Here is a 21826-nt window from a genome sequence, read left to right as displayed (position 1 = left end):
ACAAGTCACTTAATTATTCAGCTAAACCGTCATCATGATCCAAATCAGTTCCGCCGTCGACACCATGCTCGTGGGCTCCCGGTAAAGCACGGGTACGATCGATTGGAACATAGCTACCACTCGGCGTTTCGACTTGACACTCACCTAAATAGATCGAATATTTTGTATTGGTGTGCATACTTATACCACGAAAATAGCAGTGTGTTGCATTATATAAGTCATGCCGACAAAGCACGATTATAACCAGCCAAACGATACCAATTGATAGTGCGACCCACTTTAGATTATGCCAAATAAAAGACCAAAACCCTCGACCACGAAAACGACAAAATCCAAAAATTGCCAGCAAAACTGCTACAAATCCTAGAAATTCATATAACCAAAATATCCACATATTGTTATCTCCAAAGCAATAGTTAGTTGGTATTTTATCCTAACTTTGCCTTTACATCCATGTACCGTTGCGAATAATCCCAACAGCTAAGCCTTCAATGGCAAAATTTTGTTGTTCAAGATCGACTTCAATTGGAGCAAACTCTTCGTTTTCAGCTAATAACTGAACATGTTTGCCTTTTCGTGATAGTCGTTTAACGGTAACTTCATCATCAATACGCGCCACAACGACTTGACCATTTTTAACCTCTTGAGTTTTGTGCACTGCAAGTAAATCACCGTCTAATATACCTATGTCTTTCATCGACATGCCTTGAACACGTAATAAAAAGTCGGCGTTAGGTTTGAAAAGTGAAGGGTCAACTTGATAATGGCTTTCGATATGTTCTTGAGCAAGAATAGGGGAACCGGCAGCGACTCTACCAATTAACGGCAAGCCTTCAAACTCATGTTGCTCGGCAGCATTTTCCAGCAATAGGCGAATGCCACGTGACGATCCGGCAATCATCTCAATCGCGCCTTTTTTGGCTAAAGCTTTAAGGTGTTCTTCTGCTGCATTGGCTGAGCGGAAACCCAACATTTGGGCGATTTCGGCACGTGTAGGTGGCATACCGGTTGTTTGGATGTTTTCTTTGATCAAGTCGTAAATCTGTTGTTGGCGTGCGGTTAATGGTCTCATTATCATTTCCTGTGTTTATATACAGATATATGTGATTATATACAGCTAGGAATATAAAACCAACTGTTTTATCTGATTTTTTTACAAAAAGGCCATAAAATTTATCCGATAGTTTGAGCGATAACCGCATCATCGTTAATGTTTTTGTAAAAATAGACACAAGATTAAAGCGATAGCGGCTGCGGTTTTTGGGTCTCAATAGGTTTTATTTATTCAATTGATTTATCATAACTTTCATTAACTATTGTACATCTTTTTAAAATTTAAATATTTCTTAATTTAAAGGTTATTTGCTATGTATTATGAAAGAAACTTGTATGATATACTAAAGCCAAAATAGTCATTAATTGGAATGTGTTTTATGCCTTATGTTGTTGCACTTAGTGGTGGTGTTGCTAGTGGTAAAAGTACCATTGCTAACTTATTTGCTCAATTAGGCGTACCAATTATTGATGCTGATATCATTGCGCGTCAAGTGGTCGAGGTTGGAACAGATGCTTTGGCTCAAATCGTAAAACATTTTAGCACTGAAATTTTGTTACCAAATGGCGAACTTGATCGCAGTCAGTTAAGAGAAATTATTTTTAATAATGATCATGAAAGGCTTTGGCTCAACAATTTGTTACATCCAATAATTCATCAAATAACTCAAATGCAAATTGCAAAGCAGACCGCCCCTTATGTTATTTGGGTTGTGCCATTATTAATTGAAAATAATTTACATCAATTAGCTGATAGGGTACTAATGGTTGATGTACCTGAAACGTTACAAATGGAACGTTTAATTTATCGAGATAAAATTAGCGAGTCATTAGCAAAACGAATGATACGTACGCAAGTACCTTTAGCCGAGCGCTTATCGTATGCTGATGATATTATTGTCAATAATGGTAACTTAGCCTCGTTAAGTGAGCAAGTTAATAAGTTGCATCAACAATATTTGAACAACTTTAAAATAAAGAATAACAAGTATGAATAGTATCATTTTTGAACATCCATTAAATGAAAAAATGCGCACGTGGCTTCGTGTCGAATTTCTATTGAATCAATTAAAGACGCATAGCCAGTTAGATGAAACAAATGCGTTAATGTTTTTCCATGCATTATCCGAACTATTAGAAATTATTGAACGTAATGACGTGAAAGGCGATTTAATTAAAGAGATTGAAGCGCAAAAGCAAAAGCTTTCGTCATGGCTGGATATTGAGGGTGTCGATCAAGAATTATTAAATCATCTGATAAGTAAATTTCATGATTACCTCACTCAATTTAATGCGATTATGCGTTTAGGGCAACCGTTAAAAGATGATCGTTTTCTTACCGCCCTTCGTCAACGGTTAACCATACCGGGCGGCTGTTGTAGTTTTGATCTTCCTTCTTTCCATTTATGGCTTAAACAGCCACAACAAAAACGCGATGAACAAGTTCACAATTGGTTACAACATTTAATCCTACTTGATCAAGCCCTAGCTTCTTGTATGCAATTGATTCGGCAGTTGGGCGAATTTCAATTTTATACCTGCACTAATAACTTCTTTCAAGAAACTAACGGCGAAGTTAATTTGATTCGGATTCGGGTTGATTTAGATAAAAATGTCTTCCCGCAAGTATCCGGGCATATGTCACGTTATAGCATCCGTTTTTTACCTCTTGACGCGTATGATAATATGAACACTGATAGTATTGAATTTGAATTAGCCTGTTGCTAATACCGTTTAATTAAAAAAGAGTTTAAATGAATAAAAATCCTGTCACATTTGTTAAATGTCCAACTTGCCAAATACAAGTTGAATGGTCAACACAAAGTCCGTTTCGTCCATTTTGTAGCAAGCGATGTCAGCTTATCGATCTTGGTGATTGGGCAAGCGAAGAGCATCGTATTGCCGATAAAGCACAAATTGAAGAAGATCTTTGGAGTGAAGACAATATTGATGATTTGAGGGATAAGTATTAATGAAAGTACTGGGTATTGAAACCTCGTGTGATGAAACTGGCGTGGCGATTTATGATGATAAACATGGATTAATCGCCAATCAACTTTATTCGCAAATTGAGTTACATGCTGATTATGGCGGCGTGGTGCCTGAACTCGCGTCACGTGATCATATCCGTAAAACGGTACCTTTAATTCAAGCTGCACTTAACGAGGCGAATTTGTCAGCCAGCGATATTGATGCTGTCGCTTATACTGCCGGACCGGGGCTAATTGGTGCATTAATGGTCGGTGCATCAATTGGGCGTTCGTTAGCTTATGCATGGAATGTGCCAGCTATTCCTGTGCATCATATGGAAGGGCACTTGCTTGCTCCTATGTTGGAAGATAATCCCCCACAATTTCCCTTTGTCGCTTTGCTGGTTTCAGGCGGACATACTCAGTTAATTAAAGTAACTGGCATTGGGCAGTATGAATTAATGGGGGAATCGATCGATGATGCCGCAGGTGAAGCGTTTGATAAAACGGCAAAACTCCTTGGACTTGATTATCCCGGTGGGGCTAAACTATCGGAATTGGCTAAGCAAGGCGATCGATTACGATTTCAATTTCCAAGGCCGATGACTGATCGCCCGGGGCTCGATTTTAGTTTTTCAGGTTTAAAAACAGCCGCAGCCAATACGATCAATCAATATCGTGATGAAAGTGGTGAGATTGATCATCAGACTAAAGCTGACATTGCCAGCGCTTTTGAAGATGCATTAGTCGATACTTTAGTGATTAAATCTCGTCGTGCTCTTGAACAGACTAATTTCAAAAGATTGGTTGTTGCCGGTGGCGTGAGTGCTAATAAAACATTAAGGGATAAACTATCAAAGCTTATGCAACAACGTAAAGGCGAAGTTTTTTATCCTCGCATCGCATTTTGTACGGATAATGGTGCGATGATTGCCTATGCTGGCATGATTCATTTGGCTCATTCACAACGCGATGATTTAGCGATAAATGTTAAACCCAGATGGCCTTTAAATGAGCTTAATGGTGGCTAAATAAGAGAATTATTTGTTATATTATTTGTCAGCAAAGTGAGGATAAACCTCACTTGCTTATAAAATTAAGCATTAAAATAGTGCTATTAGCTTATTGATTGTTAGATTCGGATTTCTCAGTATCTTGAACTTTGTCAGCAATGATATCAATATCTTTAGGGTCAATCTTGAACAAAATAATAATTGTTTCGCAGATAACTCGTGAAGACATAATTCCTACAACTATAATGAATAACCCCATTATAATGTCATATAAAGCACCAGAAAAATTATAAGAAAAAGATTTAAATCCTCCCAGAATTGTCGCTATTCCCATAAATGCAAAGAAGATTAATAAAATCCAATAATAAAGTGTTAAGAACATGGGGGTGAGAGGTTTTTTTAGCTTTAGAAGATCGGTGACTTTAACATTATTCAAGTTTGCTATGTTTTTCATTGTGTTTCCTTTTATTTCCTCAGTTATGTTTCGGTTTTTTACTACATTGACTATAATACAACTAAAACGATTTAAAAAAACAATCGGTACAACGGTAACAATTTTAACATAAAATTTCTTGAGATTAAATATGAAAACTTTTATCCCTGGCAAAGATGCCGCGCTTGAAGATTCAATTAGTTACTTTCATCAACAATTGGCTAAATATGGTTTAGATGTTAAAGAAGCATCTTGGCTTAATCCGGTTCCTAATGTTTGGTCAGTACATATTCAAAACATCAACTGCCCACTCTGCTTTGCAAATGGTAAAGGAGCAAGTAAAAAAGCGGCACTAGCTTCAGCGTTAGGGGAATATTTTGAGCGTTTATCGACCAATTATTTCTTTTCGGATTTTTATTTAGGTAAACAGGCTGCCAATGCTGAATTTGTTCATTACCCGTCAGAAAAATGGTTTTCAATTCCTCAAGATAATCGCTTACCGAAAGGCTTACTTTCTGAAAAACTGCTGAAATTTTATAATCCGGATAACGAATTGACCGCCAGCGACTTAATCGATTTGCAATCAAGCAACCACGCTCGTGGGATATGTGCGTTACCTTTTGTGCAACAATCGGATCAACAAATTATTTATGTTCCGGTTAATTTGATTGCTAATTTATACGCTTCTAATGGTATGTCGGCCGGTAATACCCGTAATGAAGCTCGGGTGCAAGCGTTGTCGGAAATTTTTGAACGTTACGTAAAAAATAAGATTATTGCCCAGGCAATAAGTTTACCGACGATTCCTGCTGATGTGATTAATCGATATCCTTCAGTCTTATCTGCCATTCAAGCGCTGGAAAGTGAAGGCTTTCCTATTTATTGTTTTGATGCATCGCTAGGCGGACAATTTCCGGTTATTTGTGTGGTGTTGTTTAATCCGCAAAACGGCACTTGTTATGCCTCTTTTGGTGCGCACCCTAACTTTGGCGTAGCATTAGAAAGAACAGTGACTGAATTATTACAAGGGCGGAGTTTAAAAGATCTCGATGTGTTTTCGCCGCCAAGTTTTGATAATGATGAAATAGCTGATTTAAGCAATTTAGAAACGCATTTTATTGATTCAAGTGGTTTGATCTCGTGGGATCTTTTCAATGAGCAAGCCGATTTTGACTTTGTCGATTGGGATTTTTCCGGAACAACCGAACAAGAGTTTGAAAATTTAATGGCAATTTTCACCGCTCATCATGTCGAAGTTTTGATTATGGACTATGAGCATTTAGGTGTATATGCTTGCCGAATATTGGCGGTAGGCATGTCAGAGATCTACCCACCAGAAGATCTGCTGATTGCCAATAATAATATGGCCATTGAACTTCGTAAGTTAATTTTATCTTTACCAAATGGCAAATACACCAGCAAACACTACCTTTCCCTTATTGAGCAGCTAGATGATGCCGGTTTAGATGATTTTGCCCGTATAAGAGAATTATTAGGTATAGCAACAGGCAAAGATAATGCATGGTTAACCTTAAGAGTGGGTGAGTTAAAAGCCATGCTCGCCTTAGCCGCTCAAGACCTTGAGCAAGCTAAATTGTGGATCGATTGGACGGTTGAAATGAATGAGTCAATCTTTACCGCTCAGCGTAACCATGCTTATCGCTGTTTGCAAACGTTAGTAAACTTTATACTTGAACGTGATATCGAGCAGTTTAATCAATATCAAAATGCTTTTAATAAGATGTATGGCAAAGCTTGTGTTGATGAAATGTGGCAGTATGCAACCGGTAAAAAACGATTCTTCGGTTTAGCGGATTTAACAACCAATAATCCGGCCGAAAATGACAATCTTGAACAGTTCGCGATGCATCAATCCTTGCTGGCGGTTTATCATAAATTACATCAAACCATGTCATAATCCCGTTTTATTGCGGCGTCAGCGACCGTTTTTTATGACGCCGCAATAGTTTAGCCTTGTCGGGCAAATTCAGCGGCTTGCAAGACTAACTGTTGGTTAGGCGTGATGCCGGTATATAAGATAAATTGCTCAAGCGCTTGCAACACCGCAACATCGGCGCCGGATATAATCTTTTTATTGACACATTTGGCATATTTTATCAACGGTGTTTCAACCGGTAATGCAACGACGTCAAACACAATATCAGATTGTTCAATCAGGGTTTCACTAAACGCCAATTGATCTGCTTCAATGCCACCTTGCATACCGATAGGGGTAACATTAATGATTAATTTTGCTTGCTCGGGTGAAATACTCGCTTCATCTGCAACCCACTGATAACCATAACGGTTTGCCAGCGCTTGCCCTTTTGACTCATTACGAGCTGCAATTATGCCATGTTTAAACCCTTTGTCGTAAAAAGCGCCAATGACCGCATTAGCCATTCCGCCACTGCCTTTTAATACAAATGGCGTGGTTTTAGCAATTTGATTGCTTTCGATGAGTTTTGCAACAGCAATATAATCAGTATTGTAGGCTTTTAAATAGTGATTGGTATTTACTATGGTATTAACCGATTCAATGGATTTAGCTGAATTATCCAATTCATCAATAAACTCAATACAAGCTTGTTTATAAGGCATTGATATGGCACATCCTCGGATTGCCAGCGCTTTTATGCCATATATTGCATCTCTCAAATTATTGGTGGTAAAGGCTTTATAAATATAGTTAAGGTCGAGCTTTTCATATAAGTAATTATGAAAGCGGGTACCGAAATTACCGGGGCGAGCTGAAAGAGACATGCACACGGTTGTATCTTTGTTAATCATTCTTACCATGATGACTAATCCTTGTGTTCAAAGTGATATTACTTTAGTATTTTAGCATTTTTTTTATGTATGTATTGAAATATGGTTGCCAATAATACTGGTCCTAAAATAGAACAAGAAAAATCGACAGTGAGCGTGATGATCCATTTATATTGCCAGAAAAAACATCACTCAAAAGCCAATCAATTGTGCGATGAGTGTCAAGATTTACGGCAATATGCGATGCAACGTTTAACCATGTGTCGTTTTGGTGAAGCGAAAACCACCTGTGAAAAATGTCCTCGCCACTGCTATCGTAAAGATTATAAAGAAAGAATAAAACAGGTTATGCGTTTTGCCGGTCCCAGAATGATGATCTATCATCCGGTTAAGGCGCTAAAGCATCTGTATAAAAATCTTATTAGTTAGATTTTATTATGACTATGTGATTCATCACATAGTCATTTTGCTTAATTTAGACTACTGATTAAAACTTCATACTTGCACTGATAACCGCATTAAATTTTGCTGCCGGAATACTTTCATAAGCAGTGGTATAGTTTTTGTTTAAAATATTATTCAGATCAACGCCTATTTTATATTGCCTGTTGGCACCAAATGAGGTGGTCGTTGATAAGTTTACTGTTGACCAACCGCTATAGCGATAAACCGATGACTCACTGCGTTTAGTTGCATTTGTTGCCATGCGCATAAACAGATCGGCATCGATATCAACGTGATCAAAATAGGCAGTGTGTTTTAATCCAATATTGCCAGCAAAGCGTGGATTGCCGGTATCATAAGTGGTGTATTTATTGGTTTTTATTTGCCGACGTAAATAGTTACCTTTTATATAAGGGGTAACGGGTAAATCAACATATTCAACCATAAATTCTAAACCATAAGTTTTGGCTTTATTGGCATTATCATAATAGCTAAAATTACTACCAATAGCGCCATCACAAATCGCTGAACCATCACAGCTCATCTCGGTGATATAGTTTTTCGCCGCAGAATAGTAGATAGCCGCATCGGCTAAAATTTTGTTATTGTTATAACGCAAGCCAATTTCGTAATTATTCGATTTTTCCGCTTTTAATTTGGAATTGCCATAAAGCGTTTGGTCAGATGCCGTGGTGACTGCATACAGGTGCGAAAGGGTAGGATAGACATATCCTTGGGCAAACGATGCTCTTAACTGAGTATCACGGATACCAGAATAAGTCAGCCCGGTTGATACAACAAAATTGTTATCATGATCGCTTTTTTTGCCGTCGGTTTTAACCGTTGACGTTGCCGATCCAACTACTGGCGTTTTATCAATAATTGACGATCCTTTTTTTAGTTTCGAAGTCACCCAATATTGGCGCACACCTAAATTCCATGAAATATCCTCGGTGATATCCCAATCATTTTGCCCAAATAAAGCAATGCTCGATTGTTGCCATTTGTTCGAGGAGAATTTATTTTGAGTATAGCTTTTAATTGGTACCGGCATTTTTGACACAACGACATTATGCGAATTTTGATCGACATTATCTTGCTGATATTGAAGCCCGGCAATCAAATTCATGTTTTTAGCCGGCACAAAGTCAGCTTGAAACGTCATACCATAAGTTTTTTGTTCATCATCAGTTGCCGTGCGGGTATCAACGTTTATTCTGGCATTCGGCGCTACGTTAATATGGTTACGAAATTGTCGATTTAGTTTTTGCGCATAAGCATCATAATGCAGTTTTTTAAGAAAAGTGCCGTCAGCTTGATAGTCATAAAACAGTCCGATTTTTTCACGTTGTAATTTAGGAATTTCAACCGAGAACTCTTTAATAGCAGGATTATTTTTTGACTTATCATAGTAGGTTTTGGTATCTAATTGATAACGATCTAAAGATAGCCCCAATTTATGTTGATCAAGATTAAAACCAAACCATGAACTTAAACTATTATTACCAAAGTCGGTGTTGTGAAGTTTGCCTTGATACGCTTTACGGTCATTGTTTTTCGCATTGCTACCACTGATGCGATAATCAAAAATATTGTCGATTGAACCATTAATAGTGCCCATTTCGGTAAAGCCGTCGGTTGCGCCATTGTAGATCACTTTAGCGTCACCGCTTAACGGCGACCCGTCTTGGCTACCTTTACGCGTAATAAAATTAACTACGCCACCAATCGCTTGCGAGCCATAAAGCACAGAGTGAGGACCTTTAATCACTTCGATGCGTTCCACCGATTCCATATCAATTAATACTCCAGCGCTTGAGCCATGCCCGGAACGATGATAGGTGACTTCTTGCCCGTCAATTAACATCAAAATACGTGAGGGCGCTTCACCTCGTATCATAATTTGTTTTCGGCCGGCTAAAGCATTATCCATAATTTCAACGCCGGGAATATCGCGTAATGCTTCAACAACTGAATCGCCATTTTGATTTTCAATTTCATCTCGATTAACTGCCGTCACCGAAACCGAACTATCCCAGACGGTTTTTTCGTTTCGATCAGCGGTCACAACAATGGTATCTTGCGGGGTGGGTTTTTTGGTATCGGCAAAAGTTTGATCAATGAAAAGCAAATTGGTTAATGAAATGCAAATCGCTGTTGCGATATGAGTTTTGGTAATGTTTAAATCCATTATTAACTTAATCCTATTCTTCTCTTTTTTTATAGGTTTTTGAATAAAGATTGAATGATAACCATTATCATTTAAGCTGTAAATAGCATTATGCAAATTAATCGATATTGATCACACTCTTTGCCTCAATTTTGCTCACAAATACTGCTCTATAAAGGAAAATGGCAGTTGTTATCGATTAATAAAACAGAGTGAATTGACCAATTTATTAAAATAAATATTTGTGATTATCCATAACAAAACTTACAATAGCCATTTGATATATAAGTTAGGTTAAATACAATGTCTGTGGCAGTAGTTGAAGTTAATCGCAAATCACTTTTACATAATATTGACTATTTTAGAAATAAATCACCTAATAGCGCCTTAATGGCAATTGTCAAAGCCAATGCTTATGGACATGGTATGTTAGGGGTGGCGAAGTTATTACAAGATAAAGTCGATTACTTTGGTGTAGCACGGGTGGGTGAAGCGTTATTATTACGGCAAGAGGGCATTAATACCCCAATTGTTTTATTAGAAGGTTTTTTCCCGCATGATGATGTTAATGATTTAATCGATTTTAATTTACAACCGGTTATTCACGCAAGCTGGCAAATTGATGCATTAAATGCGATTGATGTTGAAAATCAAATTACCGCCTGGTTTAAATTAGATACCGGTATGCATCGCTTAGGTTTTCACCCCGATGAGGCTGAGCAACAATTTATTAAGCTAGCAAATTGCCGGGTAGTGCGACCTTCTATCAATATTATCAGCCATTTTAGTTCGGCCGATGATTTAGCCTCACAGCAAACGGCTAAACAAACTGCGTTGTTAGATCAATTTATTTTATCCATGAATCATCACCCAGCTATCAATAAACAATCTATTGCGGCATCCGGTGGCATTCTTGCTTGGCCTAAGTCGCATCGTGATGTTATTCGGGTTGGCATTGCTTTATATGGTGTATCACCGTTTGATGAGGCGATTTCAGCGCTTAAACCGGTGATGACACTTAAATCAGAGTTGATAGCTGTTAGAAAGCATAAAAAAGGCGAAGCTGTGGGATATGGTCAAACTTGGGTCAGTCCAAACGATACCACCTTAGGTGTGGTGGCAATGGGATATGGCGACGGTTATCCTCGGGGTATTAGTCCAAATACGCCGGTGATGATCAATGGTCGTCAAGTGCCGATTGTTGGGCGGGTCTCAATGGATATGATTGTGGTTGATTTAGGACTTCATTGCCATGAAAAACCTGGCGATGAAGTTATCTTCTGGGGGCATCAGCTACCGGTTGAACACATTGCTAAGCACACAGGTATTAGTGCTTATGAATTATTAACGCGCCTGACGTCACGGGCTAAAATTCACTATGTAGATTGAGAGTTATGATTAAGAAAATCGTTTTATGTACTTTACTTACTTTGATATTAATTGTGGGTGGTTCAATTGGTATTGGCTACTACTTTTTGCATCAGTTTTCCAAACAATATCTAAATGTCACTGATGATAATAAAGTCTTTGTGCTAAAAAAAGGCACAACATCACATCAGTTAGCTCAGCAAGTTAAAGAGAGTAATTTACTTGAGCAATCACATTTATTGCCTTATCTATCTAAACTCAATCCTTCGTTAAGATCGATTAAAGCCGGCACCTATCAACTGCATCCGCATATGACGGTTGAGGAGTTTTTAGCGTTATTGGTTTCGGGCAAAGAGAGTAATTTTTCGATCCAATTTGTCGAAGGAAAACGAGCGAAAGATTGGCTTAACGTGATTAAAAATTCACCTTATATTGAACAGACACTTGACGGCAAAACCGATGAAGAGATCGCCAAATTGTTAGGGATTGAAGGATCGATCGAAGGTTGGTTATCGCCAGATACTTATCTTTATACAGCTAACACGGTCGATATTAATCTATTAAAACGTGCGCATATGACCATGAAAAATAATTTACAAAAAGTCTGGGAAAATCGAGATAGCGATCTTCCTTACAAGTCGTCTTATGAGCTGTTAATTATTGCTTCAATTATTGAAAAAGAGACCGGACTAAGTTCGGAGCGAGCTAATGTGGCATCAGTTTTTGTTAATCGCTTGAAAGCCAAAATGAAATTACAAACCGATCCGACAATTATTTATGGTTTAGGTGACAAATATACCGGCACCATTCGTCGAGTAGATTTAAATGATACTGAAAATCCTTATAATACTTATGTGATTGAAGGATTACCACCAACACCAATTGCAATGCCTAGCCTTGCCTCGTTGGAAGCGGCTGCGCATCCAGCTAAAACTAACTATCTGTTTTTTGTTGCTAATGGAACAGGCGGTCATACCTTTTCAAGCAACTATAACAGTCATCAACAAGCCGTTAATCAGTATCGACAGTTAAATCGGTAACATCACTGATTGAAAAAAACGTGCAGATTGGTGAAGTGACCCCCAAGAGTTGGACAACCAATTACTTGGGGGTTTTTTTATATCAAATCTTTTGCAGAGCCTTTTCGCAGAACTTTTTCTTAGAACATTTTCACAGAATCTTTTACACAAAGTCTTTTACTCAGAATCTTTTATTGCAGATAATTGATCAAGCTGCTTAATCAGATCTAATAGCTGTGTTAGGTCTTGTTCCTGCTGTTTAAATGCTTCTTCAAAATAGGGATGAAGGGCAAATTGTGGGATAGCGGCATTAGCATCAATAAGAGCATAAATTCGAGGAATAAAAATCCATTGTAGCCACTCATGCGCTTGCATGGTGTCGAGCGCAAACGGTTCTTGACTTAAAAAAGCATCGGGATGCGGTGGTGCTGATTGCCATAATTGAGTGTCTTGCAGTGCCTGTTTTATCAATTCCAGTTGCTTAATTAACGACTGTGTCTGCGATTGCTGGCTTAATAAATCCCGGTAATATTGCCAGTCAAAACAAGGACCCGGATCGGTTTTACGCATCGGGGCGATGTCACTATGCCCGGTAATATTTTTAATGGCATAAGTTTGTTGGAGAATCAAGGTTACTGCGGCTAACTGCTCATATTGCACTGGGGTGAAATTTTCACTGTCGCAGCCTTCTAATTCAATGCCAATTGAGAAATCATTACAATTTTCTTGCCCTTCAAACTGTGATTGTCCGGCATGCCAGGCTCGTTTATCAAACGGGACAAACTGGATAATTTCACCATTACGACGAATAAAAAGATGTGCAGAAACTTGTAATTGATAAATTTTAGCAAAATAGGGATCAGCATTCGGATCAAGTTTGCCGGTAAATAATTGTTCCACATAAGGGCCACCATACTGATTTGGCGGCAAACTAATATTGTGAATGACCAATAATGAAATAGGTTTATTCGCCGGGCGATCATTATAAAAAGGCGATAAAACTTGCTTAACACCTTGTAACCAACCATTAATGATGTTTAAGGGCATATTAACTCCAACAATTGTTTAGGTAATGCGAATGAAGTTTGTGAACTATTGCACAACGATTTTGACATGACCGAAATAATTAACGTGACGATTGTATTTCAAATCCCAAAATACTAATTGGCTTATTATTTCATTTTTTTGTTTCGCTATAAAGACATCACTCAAATCATTTCTATCAAAGAGTGTAACAAAATGTCTAATCAATCGGGATTTACCTTATTCGAACTTATGATTGCTATTGTGGTGATAGCTATTTTAACCGCAATCGGTCTACCAGCTTATCAAGGTTATGTAAAAAAAGCGGCTTTAACTGACATGCTTCAATCGATGAGCGCCTATAAGTCAGCCGTTGAAATTTGTGCCATTGAAAAAGGGGCATTAAATGGATGTAACAATGGCAGTAATGGTATTGCGGTGACCAAATCGAGTAACTATGTTGCTTCTATTACGGTAAGTAATGGGGTTATCACTTTAGTGGGATCAAACGCTTTAGCTGGCTTAACCACTACGCTAACGCCGACAATCAATACCACCCATGGTCATTTGGATTGGAGCAGAACTTGCATAACAACGCCGCCGGATGCCGGTTTAACTTCCGCTTGTGAAGATATTTTTAAATTTTGATTATGATAAAGCCAACATTAGAGAGCGATTATGCAAGAAGATAAATTGGTTGAACGTATTAACGACATATTATTATCAGCGCTTGAAAAGCGAGCTTCAGATATTCACTTTGAACCTTATCAAACCTATTACCGCATCCGGATGCGTATTGACGGCGTTTTACAAAACAAGGCAAGTGCACCTTTGTCTTTAGCTAAGCAGATAACGGCAAGACTAAAAATTATGTCCAATTTAAATATAGCCGAACAGCGATTGCCGCAGGACGGTCAATTGGTGATTGACCATTTTGCCATGCGCATTGCCACTTTACCGGTCATCAATGGCGAAAAAATCGTATTGCGGGTTATGGATAACGAGCAGTTAGACTTAAGCATTTATGATTTGGGATTATCGCCGCAGGATCTAATAACTTTCGAAAAAATCCTAAGTTATCCGCAAGGCTTGATTTTGGTCACCGGCCCAACAGGTAGCGGTAAAACGGTCACCTTATACAGTGCACTAAAACGACTGAATAAAGAAGATTGTAATATTTGCAGTGTCGAAGATCCGATCGAAATTCCACTCGACGGCATTAATCAAACCGCAATCAATCCAAAAGCAGGGTTAACTTTTTCAGTTATCTTACGTGCTTTGCTCAGACAAGACCCTGACGTGATGATGATTGGTGAAATTCGTGACCAGCAAACCGCTGAAATTGCCATTCAAGCATCACAAACAGGGCATTTAGTTCTATCAACCTTACACACCAATTCAAGCATTGAAGCTATTACTCGCCTTAATCAAATGGGCATTGAAAATTATCTGCTTGCATCAAGTTTAAAACTGGTGATTGCCCAACGGTTAGTGCGTAAACTTTGTATTGAATGCAAAACCGCAGCCAGTGAATACATATTATTAGGCAATGAGTTCGTACCACATTATTTAGCCATTGGTTGCCAACATTGTGTTGGCGGGTATTCGGGGCGAATTGGTTTGTACGAATTATTAGTTATTACGCCGGAAATTCAACAGCAAATTTTAGCGAAGCAAACAATCACGCCAACCAATATGACTAGCTTGAAAAAAGCGGGTGAAGAGCTGGTAAAAAATGGCATCACAAGTCTTGCTGAAATAGATCGGGTGTTAGGGGATAGCGAGTGAAACGGCTCTATTATTGGTATGATCTCAACTTTGAGCAAAACAACATTATTGCCCGTTCAAGGCAAGAAGCTCAAAAACAGTTGTTAATACAAGGCAAGGTAGCAATAAAATTTAAAGCAGGGCGATTTATCAGCAGCAAAAGTTTTAGTCGCAACGAATTATTGCTGGTAACAAAACAGATAGCCACGCTATTAAAAGCCGGTTTATCACTGATTGATGCGCTCGAGCTGCTGATTGAAGATCAGACCAAAGCGCATTGGCAATATTTGCTTAACGATGTGAAAAGCCAAATTACACAAGGCGAAACATTATCGCAGGCGCTAGCCAATCATCATTTGGTTTTCCCTTCGCTTTATTGCCAAATCATTGCCACTGGCGAGCTAACTGGTCAGCTCGATACCAGTTTTGAACAGTTATCCCTACAACTTGAAAGATCGATTGAACTCCACAAACGAATTAAAAAGGCGGTGCGTTATCCGCTCTTTCTTTTAGTGGTATCGTTTGTTGTGGCATTGGTGATGTTACTTGTTGTTTTACCCAAATTTAATGAGATATACCAAAGTTTTGATGCCCAGCTCCCTTATTTTACCCAATGCATGATTGAACTTTCAATTTCTCTGGAAAGAAACTGGATCATACTGAGTTTTATTCTGCTATTAAGTTATCTCACTTACCAACACTATGTGAAAGCTCGTTTTCAAGCTGAAATCGATAGGTGGATATTGCGTTTGCCGTTAATTGGCCAGCTAATTACCAGTAGCCATTTAACCCAGATTTTCCAAACGCTTGCTATTACCCAACAAGCCGGCATTCCTTTATTAACCGGTTTAAATTCAGCCGTTAATACGGCAAGTAACGCTTTTTATCAAGACAGTATTAATCTGATTATCGAGCAAATCAAGCAGGGGCAGTCGTTCAGTTATGCCTTGCGTCAGCAAGCCGGTTACCCCAATATTTGCCGGCAATTAGTTCATGCCGGCGAAGAGTCGGGAACGCTGGATCTGATGTTAGATAATTTAGCCCACTATTTTCAGCAACAACATCAAAGGTTAACCGATAACTTATCTTCGACCTTAGAACCGTTATTAATGCTGTTGTTATCGCTGATAGTCGGCAGTTTGATTATGGCTATCTATTTGCCAATATTTCAACTCGGCGATGTGATACATTGATGTTAGTGTTCATTATCTGTTTAGGATTATCCGTAGGTAGCTTTATTAATGTTGCTTATCGCCGGTTTTCACCTTCATTGAGCCATATAGAATATTTGCAGGCAATAAGTGTAAAACGGTCAAAGTGCTTAAATTGCGGTAGTACACTGGCACTGTGGCAGTTAATTCCGGTGATTTCTTGGTTGATATTAAAAGGTCGTTGCTACTATTGCCACTATAAAATTTCGCTGCATTATCCGGTATTAGAGTTATTGCTTGCTACTTTGTTTACCTTAATTTATATCGATCGAGGATTAAACAGCCACAGTTTGCTAATGATGATGCTGAGTGGTTTTTTTATTCTGCTTGCATTGATTGATTTTAAGTATTATCTGCTTCCCGATTTTTTTACTCAACCGTTGATGTGGTTGGGATTAATTGCAAGCTATTTTGAGCTGACCAGTGTTACCCTTAACGATGCCTTTTTGGGGATTTTTCTCGGTTATAGTTTACTAAAAATTCCGGCAACGTTATTCTTCTGCATTTTTAAAAAAGCAGGTTTGGGCGGTGGGGATATTAAACTACTGGCTGCATTTGGCGCTTGGTTACCGTATTATCTTCTGCCTTGGTTAGTGGTAATTGCTTGCCTACTTGGTATTATCTATTATCTTTGTTTGCGATATCTGCTGGCAAAACATCAAGTGCGGTTAATTCCTTTTGCACCTTTCTTATCGTTTTCAGGTTATTGCTTAAGCTATTTTTGTCAAGAACTTTCAGAAATACCCTACGTTTTAGTATAAAACCTTAAATTAATCTTGTGATATAACTAAAATCGATAACGATATTAAAAAGAGTTATTTTTATCATAGTAAAAATAGCAGTATAGTAAATCCCTATTTACTGACACTAACATAATAATAAATGAAGGAATTAACCATGAGTTCTATCCCTGAGTTGAAACAAGATATGATCGCTTGGCGTCATCACATCCATGCGCATCCCGAAACCGCCTTTGAAGAAAAAAATACAACTCAATTTATTATTGAAAAACTTCAATCTTTTGGTATTACCGAGTTATTTACTGATTTTGCCCCAACCGGAGTAGTTGGTCTTATTCATGGTAAAAAGCCGGGGCGCTATATTGCATTGCGTGCCGATATTGATGCGTTGGATATTGTTGAAGAAAATAACATCGAATATTGCTCAACAATCCGCGGCAAAATGCATGCCTGCGGTCATGACGGACACACTGCAACTTTATTGGGTGTTGCCAAATACCTGAGTGAGCATCGGGATTTTACCGGTACGGTGGTAGTCATTTTTCAGCCCGCTGAAGAAAACGAAGGTGGCGCCCGAGTAATGGTTGAAAACGGATTGTTTGACAAATTGCCTATTGAAGCTGTTTATGGGATACATAACCAGCCGAATATGAATTTAAACCATTTTTATATCAACCATGGACCAATGATGGCATCTTACGATGTCTTTGAAATTAAAGTGACCGGACAAGGCGCCCATGCAGCCGCTCCTCATTTAGGCAAAGATACCATTTTAACTGCTACCCAAATTGTCAACGCTTTACAAAGTATTGTTAGTCGAAATCTTGATCCGATCAGCTCATTAGTCATTAGTGTGACGCAGATTCATAGTGGCGATACTTGGAATGTTTTACCGCAACAAGCGGTAATACGGGGTACCGTACGTTCGTTTAGTGCGCAAGTGCAAGACCTTGCCGAAAATCGCATTAAGCAGATCGCCAGTGGTATTGCTGCAACATTTGACGCTAAGGCAGAGGTGGATTATCAGCGCCGTTATCCGGCCACGATCAATTATCCAACGCAAGCGGATATTGCTATTGAAGCGGCTAAAAAAGTGGTTGGGCAAGATAATATTGTGGTTGATCCTCAGCCGTCTATGGGATCAGAAGATTTTGCCTTTATGTTACAAAAAATACCGGGTGTTTATGTTTGGCTCGGTGCCGGCAAAGGGGCTAATTTACATAATCCGGCATACAATTTTAATGATGAAGTGTTAACAACTGGCGCCCAATATTTTGTTGAGATTGTGAATCAAGAATTGGGACAATAAAATACACATGTTGGAATAGATCGGAAGACCATTCCAGCATTTTAAAAAAATGGTATGGTAATCTTGCGTTTTAATTTAAATACGTGATAGCAATTAACCGCTAGTAACTAACGGTTAATTGTGTTTTTTTAAGTTTAATTGAAAGTAAGTTGACTATCTGGTTGGTCTTTGACTCTAAATTGGGTATTAATATCGATACCATTAGCGAGAACAACTTGTACATAAATAGCGTTGTCTTGGTTGAGTTTTACCGCCGCCAACACTTGACCGCTTTCTCGCCAGTTACCGTCAATCTCATACTCAAGCTTATCGCCAATTTTTGGTAATGTTGCGCTTTTTCCCGATAACAGATAGAGTCCTCGATTATTCGCACCACGATACTCTGCTCTGGCGACCATTTCTTGCCCACAATAACAACCTTTATCAAAGCTAATGGCATCGAAATGTTGTAAATTACATGCTTGCGGTAATAAGCTCTCTATATTCGGCGCATCGATAATGGCATAGCCTGCTTCTAAATCAAGTTTCACCCAATCATCACATGGTTGCAAATCATCAGGAAGGGCATTTGGTGTAACCATAATAAAGCGCATTTGCGGTAACGGTAATTTGATATAAGTGATGTTATCGACAGTCACGCAGTTGTTAACTGCCAGTGGTGAAATTATCGATTCTAAAGCCGGTTGTCCGGAAATCGCTTCTGGCGGTATACCGACGATATTGAGATCGTTAACGATTTCAATAGTAAGATTGGCAAAGACTGCATATTTTTTTAATTCAGCGATTTGTCGCTCAACAACGCTTTTGCGGACAATGTAGTAAATATCTTGCCCACGTTGGAAAATTAATAAATTACTCCACATTTTACCTTTGGCATCACAATGCGCACCGAAAAGCGCACGTTGTTCAGTCAATTTATTGATATCGATGGTGACTTGTCCTTGCAAATATGAGTGATTATCTTCACCGGAAATTTTGACTAGTTGCCAATCAGCAAGGGAGGTTAGTTTACTAAAAATATTGCTCATGATAGTACCTTTGGGAAATGGATAATTCTAAAACCATATTGGCTAGAATCATTAACTTTTGGAAAAGTGTATATAAAAAATAACAAGATAACAATAACATCAATGGCTAATATTGCACTTTTCAAAGAATTAATGATTTTTATGGAAGATATCTCACAAAAATGAATTTTTTATTCGGATTAAAGTCAGAGAATCATCTTAGCTTATTGACTTTATTGATTTTGTATAAAAGTTAATGCACAATGAATAAAAAATGACAAATATGTAATACTGGAGGCAATAACTTATGGCAAAGCTGTCAGGTGCGGAAATGGTCATTCAATCATTGATTGATCAAGGTGTGAAACAGATATTTGGTTATCCCGGTGGTAGCGTTCTTGATATCTATGATGCCATTCATACGTTAGGTGGAATTGAACATATTTTAGTTCGTCATGAGCAAGCGGCTGTCCATATGGCTGATGGTTATGCAAGGGCGACAGGAGATGTTGGGGTGGTTTTGGTGACATCCGGACCCGGTGCGACCAATACCATTACTGGTATTGCAACCGCTTATATGGATTCGGTACCACTGGTTATTTTGTCGGGGCAAGTGGCAAGTAATTTAATCGGTAATGATGCCTTTCAAGAGTGTGATATGGTGGGGATTTCACGCCCAATTGTGAAACATAGTTTTTTAATTAAAGATAGTCAGGATATTCCCGAAACGATCAAAAAGGCATTTTATATCGCCTCGACTGGTCGACCAGGCCCGGTTGTGATTGACTTACCAAAAGATGTCGTTAATCCGGCGAATAAGTATAACTATCATTATCCTAAATCGGTTTCAATGCGGTCTTATAATCCGACCATTCAAGGCCATAAAGGGCAGATCAAAAAAGCATTAACCACGTTAATGGCGGCTAAAAAGCCAGTCCTTTTTATTGGTGGTGGGGTTATTAGCGCCGGCGCAAGTGAGGCGATTAAAACTTTAGCGGATAAATTAAATCTGCCGGTAGCTTCAACATTAATGGGAATTAGCGCTTTTCCCGGCACGGATAAAAAGTATTTAGGCATGATTGGCATGCATGGGGTTTATGAAGCCAATATGTCGATGCATAATGCGGATGTCATTTTTGCTGTTGGTGCACGCTTTGATGATAGAACCACCAATAATGTGGAAAAATATTGTCCAAAAGCGAAGATTATTCATATTGATATCGACCCAACTTCGATTTCAAAAACTGTTCCGGCTGCTATTCCGGTGGTGGGCGATGCCAAAGTCGTTGTTGAAACGATGTTATCACAAATAGATGAAATCAAGGCTGAGCGAGATCTTGATGCATTAGTCGATTGGTGGAAACAAATTGATCATTGGCGTGCTCGTCACTGTTTAGCTTATAGCCATGAAGGCGAAAGCATTAAACCACAAGAGGCTATTGAAGTACTGTATAAGTTAACTAAGGGTGATGCTTATATTACTACCGATGTGGGACAGCATCAGATGTTTACTGCGCTTTATTATCCGTTTGATAAACCTCGTCATTTTATCACTTCTGGCGGACTTGGTACCATGGGCTTTGGCTTGCCGGCAGCGTTAGGGGTTAAATTGGCTTTCCCGAAAAAACATGTGGTTTGTGTCACCGGCGATGGCAGTATTCAAATGAACATACAAGAGCTTTCAACGGCTTTACAATATGGCTTACCAGTGCTGGTATTAAATCTCAATAACCGCTTTTTAGGAATGGTGAAACAGTGGCAAGATATGATTTATGCCGGTCGACATTCAAGTTCCTATATGGAATCACTGCCGGATTTTGCCAAAATTGCCGAAGCTTACGGCCATGTCGGTATCAGTATCACTAAACGAGAAGAACTTGAATCTAAACTTAAAAAAGCGTTGTCAATTAAGGATCGTCTGGTATTTGTCGATGTGATGACTGATGCCACCGAGCATGTTTACCCAATGCAGATTCGTGGCGGTGCAATGAATGAAATGTGGCTTAGTAAAACGGAGAGAACATAATGCGTTATATTTTATCAATTCTAACTGAAAATGAGCCGGGCGCTTTGTCACGAATTATTGGTTTATTTTCTCAACGTGGATTTAATATTGAAACGATTACCACAGCGCCAACCGAAGATCCAACCATGCACCGCATGACCATTCAAACAACTGGGGATGAGCATGTCATTGAGCAGATCCAAAAACAACTGCATAAACTGGTCAATGTTTATCGAGTGAATGATTTAACCGAAGGTCCTCACGTTGAACGTGAAATCATGCTGGTTAAAGTGGCGGCGAAAGGTTCCGATGCGCGTGATGAAGTTAAGCGCTGTGCTGATATTTTTCGCGGCTCGATAGTTGATGTGACTGCGACCCATTACATTGTACAGTTATCGGGAACGAGCGAAAAATTAGACTCGTTTTTAGCCTCAATTCGTGAAACGTGTAATATTGTTGAAATTGTGCGTTCCGGAATTATCGGTCTATCCCGGAGTGAAAAAACCGTCAATCATTAATTTTGTA

At 38.8% G+C, this 21826-nt stretch carries 22 protein-coding genes and 1 pseudogene; 15 read left to right on the top strand and 8 right to left on the bottom strand.

The window, feature by feature from the left end:
• Positions 1-13 precede the first annotated feature (13 nt).
• Together GYM74_RS07500 and lexA are read right to left on the bottom strand one after the other, a co-directional pair.
• Entirely contained in the window at positions 14-394 is a 381-nt protein-coding gene (locus GYM74_RS07500; RefSeq protein ID WP_220217608.1) for a hypothetical protein, read from the bottom strand.
• Positions 395-445: 51 nt separating this feature from the next.
• The gene (lexA, locus tag GYM74_RS07495) at positions 446-1072 is read right to left on the bottom strand and encodes a transcriptional repressor LexA (RefSeq protein WP_220217607.1); all 627 of its coding nucleotides are present in this window, start codon (positions 1070-1072) and stop codon (positions 446-448) included.
• A 361-nt stretch (positions 1073-1433) separates the two neighbouring features.
• Here lexA and coaE point away from each other — a divergent pair, with 361 nt between their 5' ends.
• The 4 genes from coaE to tsaD are packed head-to-tail and all read left to right on the top strand — an operon-like array spanning position 1434 to position 4054.
• A complete protein-coding gene (coaE, locus tag GYM74_RS07490) occupies positions 1434-2051 on the top strand; it encodes a dephospho-CoA kinase (RefSeq protein WP_220217606.1) in 618 nt (205 codons plus the stop codon).
• Positions 2044-2781: a cell division protein ZapD gene (zapD, locus tag GYM74_RS07485; RefSeq protein WP_220217605.1), complete on the top strand. Its 738-nt coding sequence runs from the start codon at positions 2044-2046 to the stop codon at positions 2779-2781. Before coaE ends, zapD begins: the two co-directional genes overlap by 8 nt.
• A 26-nt stretch (positions 2782-2807) precedes the next feature.
• A complete protein-coding gene (gene yacG / locus GYM74_RS07480; protein WP_220217604.1) occupies positions 2808-3026 on the top strand; it encodes a DNA gyrase inhibitor YacG in 219 nt (72 codons plus the stop codon).
• Positions 3026-4054: a tRNA (adenosine(37)-N6)-threonylcarbamoyltransferase complex transferase subunit TsaD gene (gene tsaD / locus GYM74_RS07475; protein ID WP_220217603.1), complete on the top strand. Its 1029-nt coding sequence runs from the start codon at positions 3026-3028 to the stop codon at positions 4052-4054. Before yacG ends, tsaD begins: the two co-directional genes overlap by 1 nt.
• Before the next feature lie 91 nt (positions 4055-4145).
• On the opposite strand, the gene GYM74_RS07470 is transcribed toward tsaD, so the two are convergent.
• A complete protein-coding gene (locus GYM74_RS07470) occupies positions 4146-4490 on the bottom strand; it encodes a DUF4282 domain-containing protein (RefSeq protein ID WP_220217602.1) in 345 nt (114 codons plus the stop codon).
• 130 nt (positions 4491-4620) lie between these two features.
• Between GYM74_RS07470 and ycaO the strand changes: the two genes are divergently transcribed.
• Complete coding sequence (gene ycaO / locus GYM74_RS07465; protein ID WP_220217601.1) at positions 4621-6387, top strand: 30S ribosomal protein S12 methylthiotransferase accessory factor YcaO; 1767 nt, start codon at positions 4621-4623, stop codon at positions 6385-6387.
• 50 nt (positions 6388-6437) lie between these two features.
• On the opposite strand, the gene GYM74_RS07460 is transcribed toward ycaO, so the two are convergent.
• Positions 6438-7268, bottom strand: coding sequence for a shikimate 5-dehydrogenase (locus GYM74_RS07460; protein WP_220217600.1), 831 nt, complete (start codon positions 7266-7268; stop codon positions 6438-6440).
• Positions 7269-7340: 72 nt separating this feature from the next.
• On the opposite strand from GYM74_RS07460, the gene GYM74_RS07455 reads away from it, so the two are divergent.
• A complete protein-coding gene (locus tag GYM74_RS07455) occupies positions 7341-7667 on the top strand; it encodes a nitrous oxide-stimulated promoter family protein (RefSeq protein ID WP_220217599.1) in 327 nt (108 codons plus the stop codon).
• Between the two features lie 58 nt (positions 7668-7725).
• On the opposite strand, the gene GYM74_RS07450 is transcribed toward GYM74_RS07455, so the two are convergent.
• Positions 7726-9873, bottom strand: a complete 2148-nt coding sequence (locus GYM74_RS07450; RefSeq protein ID WP_220217598.1) for a TonB-dependent receptor — start codon at positions 9871-9873, stop codon at positions 7726-7728.
• Between the two features lie 282 nt (positions 9874-10155).
• On the opposite strand from GYM74_RS07450, the gene alr reads away from it, so the two are divergent.
• Together alr and mltG are read left to right on the top strand one after the other, a co-directional pair.
• Positions 10156-11241 (top strand): alanine racemase, encoded by a 1086-nt coding sequence (gene alr, locus GYM74_RS07445; RefSeq protein WP_220217597.1) that lies wholly within the window; start codon positions 10156-10158, stop codon positions 11239-11241.
• Between the two features lie 8 nt (positions 11242-11249).
• Entirely contained in the window at positions 11250-12260 is a 1011-nt protein-coding gene (mltG, locus tag GYM74_RS07440) for an endolytic transglycosylase MltG (protein WP_370634061.1), read from the top strand.
• 156 nt (positions 12261-12416) lie between these two features.
• On the opposite strand, the gene GYM74_RS12410 is transcribed toward mltG, so the two are convergent.
• Together GYM74_RS12410 and ampD are read right to left on the bottom strand one after the other, a co-directional pair.
• Positions 12417-12716, bottom strand: coding sequence for a YqcC family protein (locus GYM74_RS12410; RefSeq protein WP_370634060.1), 300 nt, complete (start codon positions 12714-12716; stop codon positions 12417-12419).
• A gap of 12 nt (positions 12717-12728) precedes the next feature.
• Positions 12729-13286, bottom strand: a pseudogene (gene ampD, locus GYM74_RS12405) (1,6-anhydro-N-acetylmuramyl-L-alanine amidase AmpD); the annotation flags it as partial.
• A gap of 192 nt (positions 13287-13478) precedes the next feature.
• Between ampD and ppdD the strand changes: the two are divergent.
• The 5 genes from ppdD to GYM74_RS07410 all read left to right on the top strand — a co-directional run bounded on the left by ppdD (position 13479) and on the right by GYM74_RS07410 (position 18289).
• Positions 13479-13910, top strand: coding sequence for a prepilin peptidase-dependent pilin (gene ppdD / locus GYM74_RS07430; RefSeq protein ID WP_220217594.1), 432 nt, complete (start codon positions 13479-13481; stop codon positions 13908-13910).
• A gap of 30 nt (positions 13911-13940) precedes the next feature.
• On the top strand, positions 13941-15050 hold the full coding sequence (locus GYM74_RS07425; protein WP_220217593.1) for an ATPase, T2SS/T4P/T4SS family: 1110 nt from the start codon (positions 13941-13943) through the stop codon (positions 15048-15050).
• The gene (gene hofC, locus GYM74_RS07420) at positions 15047-16222 is read left to right on the top strand and encodes a protein transport protein HofC (RefSeq protein WP_220217592.1); all 1176 of its coding nucleotides are present in this window, start codon (positions 15047-15049) and stop codon (positions 16220-16222) included. Before GYM74_RS07425 ends, hofC begins: the two co-directional genes overlap by 4 nt.
• Complete coding sequence (locus GYM74_RS07415; protein ID WP_220217591.1) at positions 16222-17001, top strand: A24 family peptidase; 780 nt, start codon at positions 16222-16224, stop codon at positions 16999-17001. Before hofC ends, GYM74_RS07415 begins: the two co-directional genes overlap by 1 nt.
• 136 nt (positions 17002-17137) lie before the next feature.
• Positions 17138-18289 (top strand): M20 aminoacylase family protein, encoded by a 1152-nt coding sequence (locus GYM74_RS07410; protein ID WP_220217590.1) that lies wholly within the window; start codon positions 17138-17140, stop codon positions 18287-18289.
• 134 nt (positions 18290-18423) lie between these two features.
• Here the strand turns inward: GYM74_RS07410 and ygfZ are convergent, their stop codons facing one another.
• On the bottom strand, positions 18424-19317 hold the full coding sequence (gene ygfZ / locus GYM74_RS07405; protein ID WP_220217589.1) for a tRNA-modifying protein YgfZ: 894 nt from the start codon (positions 19315-19317) through the stop codon (positions 18424-18426).
• A gap of 286 nt (positions 19318-19603) precedes the next feature.
• Here ygfZ and ilvI point away from each other — a divergent pair, with 286 nt between their 5' ends.
• Both ilvI and ilvN read left to right on the top strand, forming a co-directional pair.
• Positions 19604-21322 carry an acetolactate synthase 3 large subunit gene (ilvI, locus tag GYM74_RS07400; protein ID WP_220217588.1) on the top strand — a complete coding sequence of 573 codons (1719 nt, stop codon included), beginning with the start codon at positions 19604-19606 and terminating at the stop codon, positions 21320-21322.
• On the top strand, positions 21322-21819 hold the full coding sequence (gene ilvN / locus GYM74_RS07395; RefSeq protein WP_220217587.1) for an acetolactate synthase small subunit: 498 nt from the start codon (positions 21322-21324) through the stop codon (positions 21817-21819). The genes ilvI and ilvN overlap by 1 nt, the downstream gene beginning before the upstream one ends.
• Positions 21820-21826 lie beyond the last annotated feature (7 nt).

The organism is Gilliamella sp. ESL0405, from assembly GCF_019469205.1.
GTDB lineage: Bacteria > Pseudomonadota > Gammaproteobacteria > Enterobacterales > Orbaceae > Gilliamella.
The sequence above is the reverse complement of the archived record's forward strand: the minus strand, read 5'-3'. Positions and strand labels throughout refer to the sequence as shown.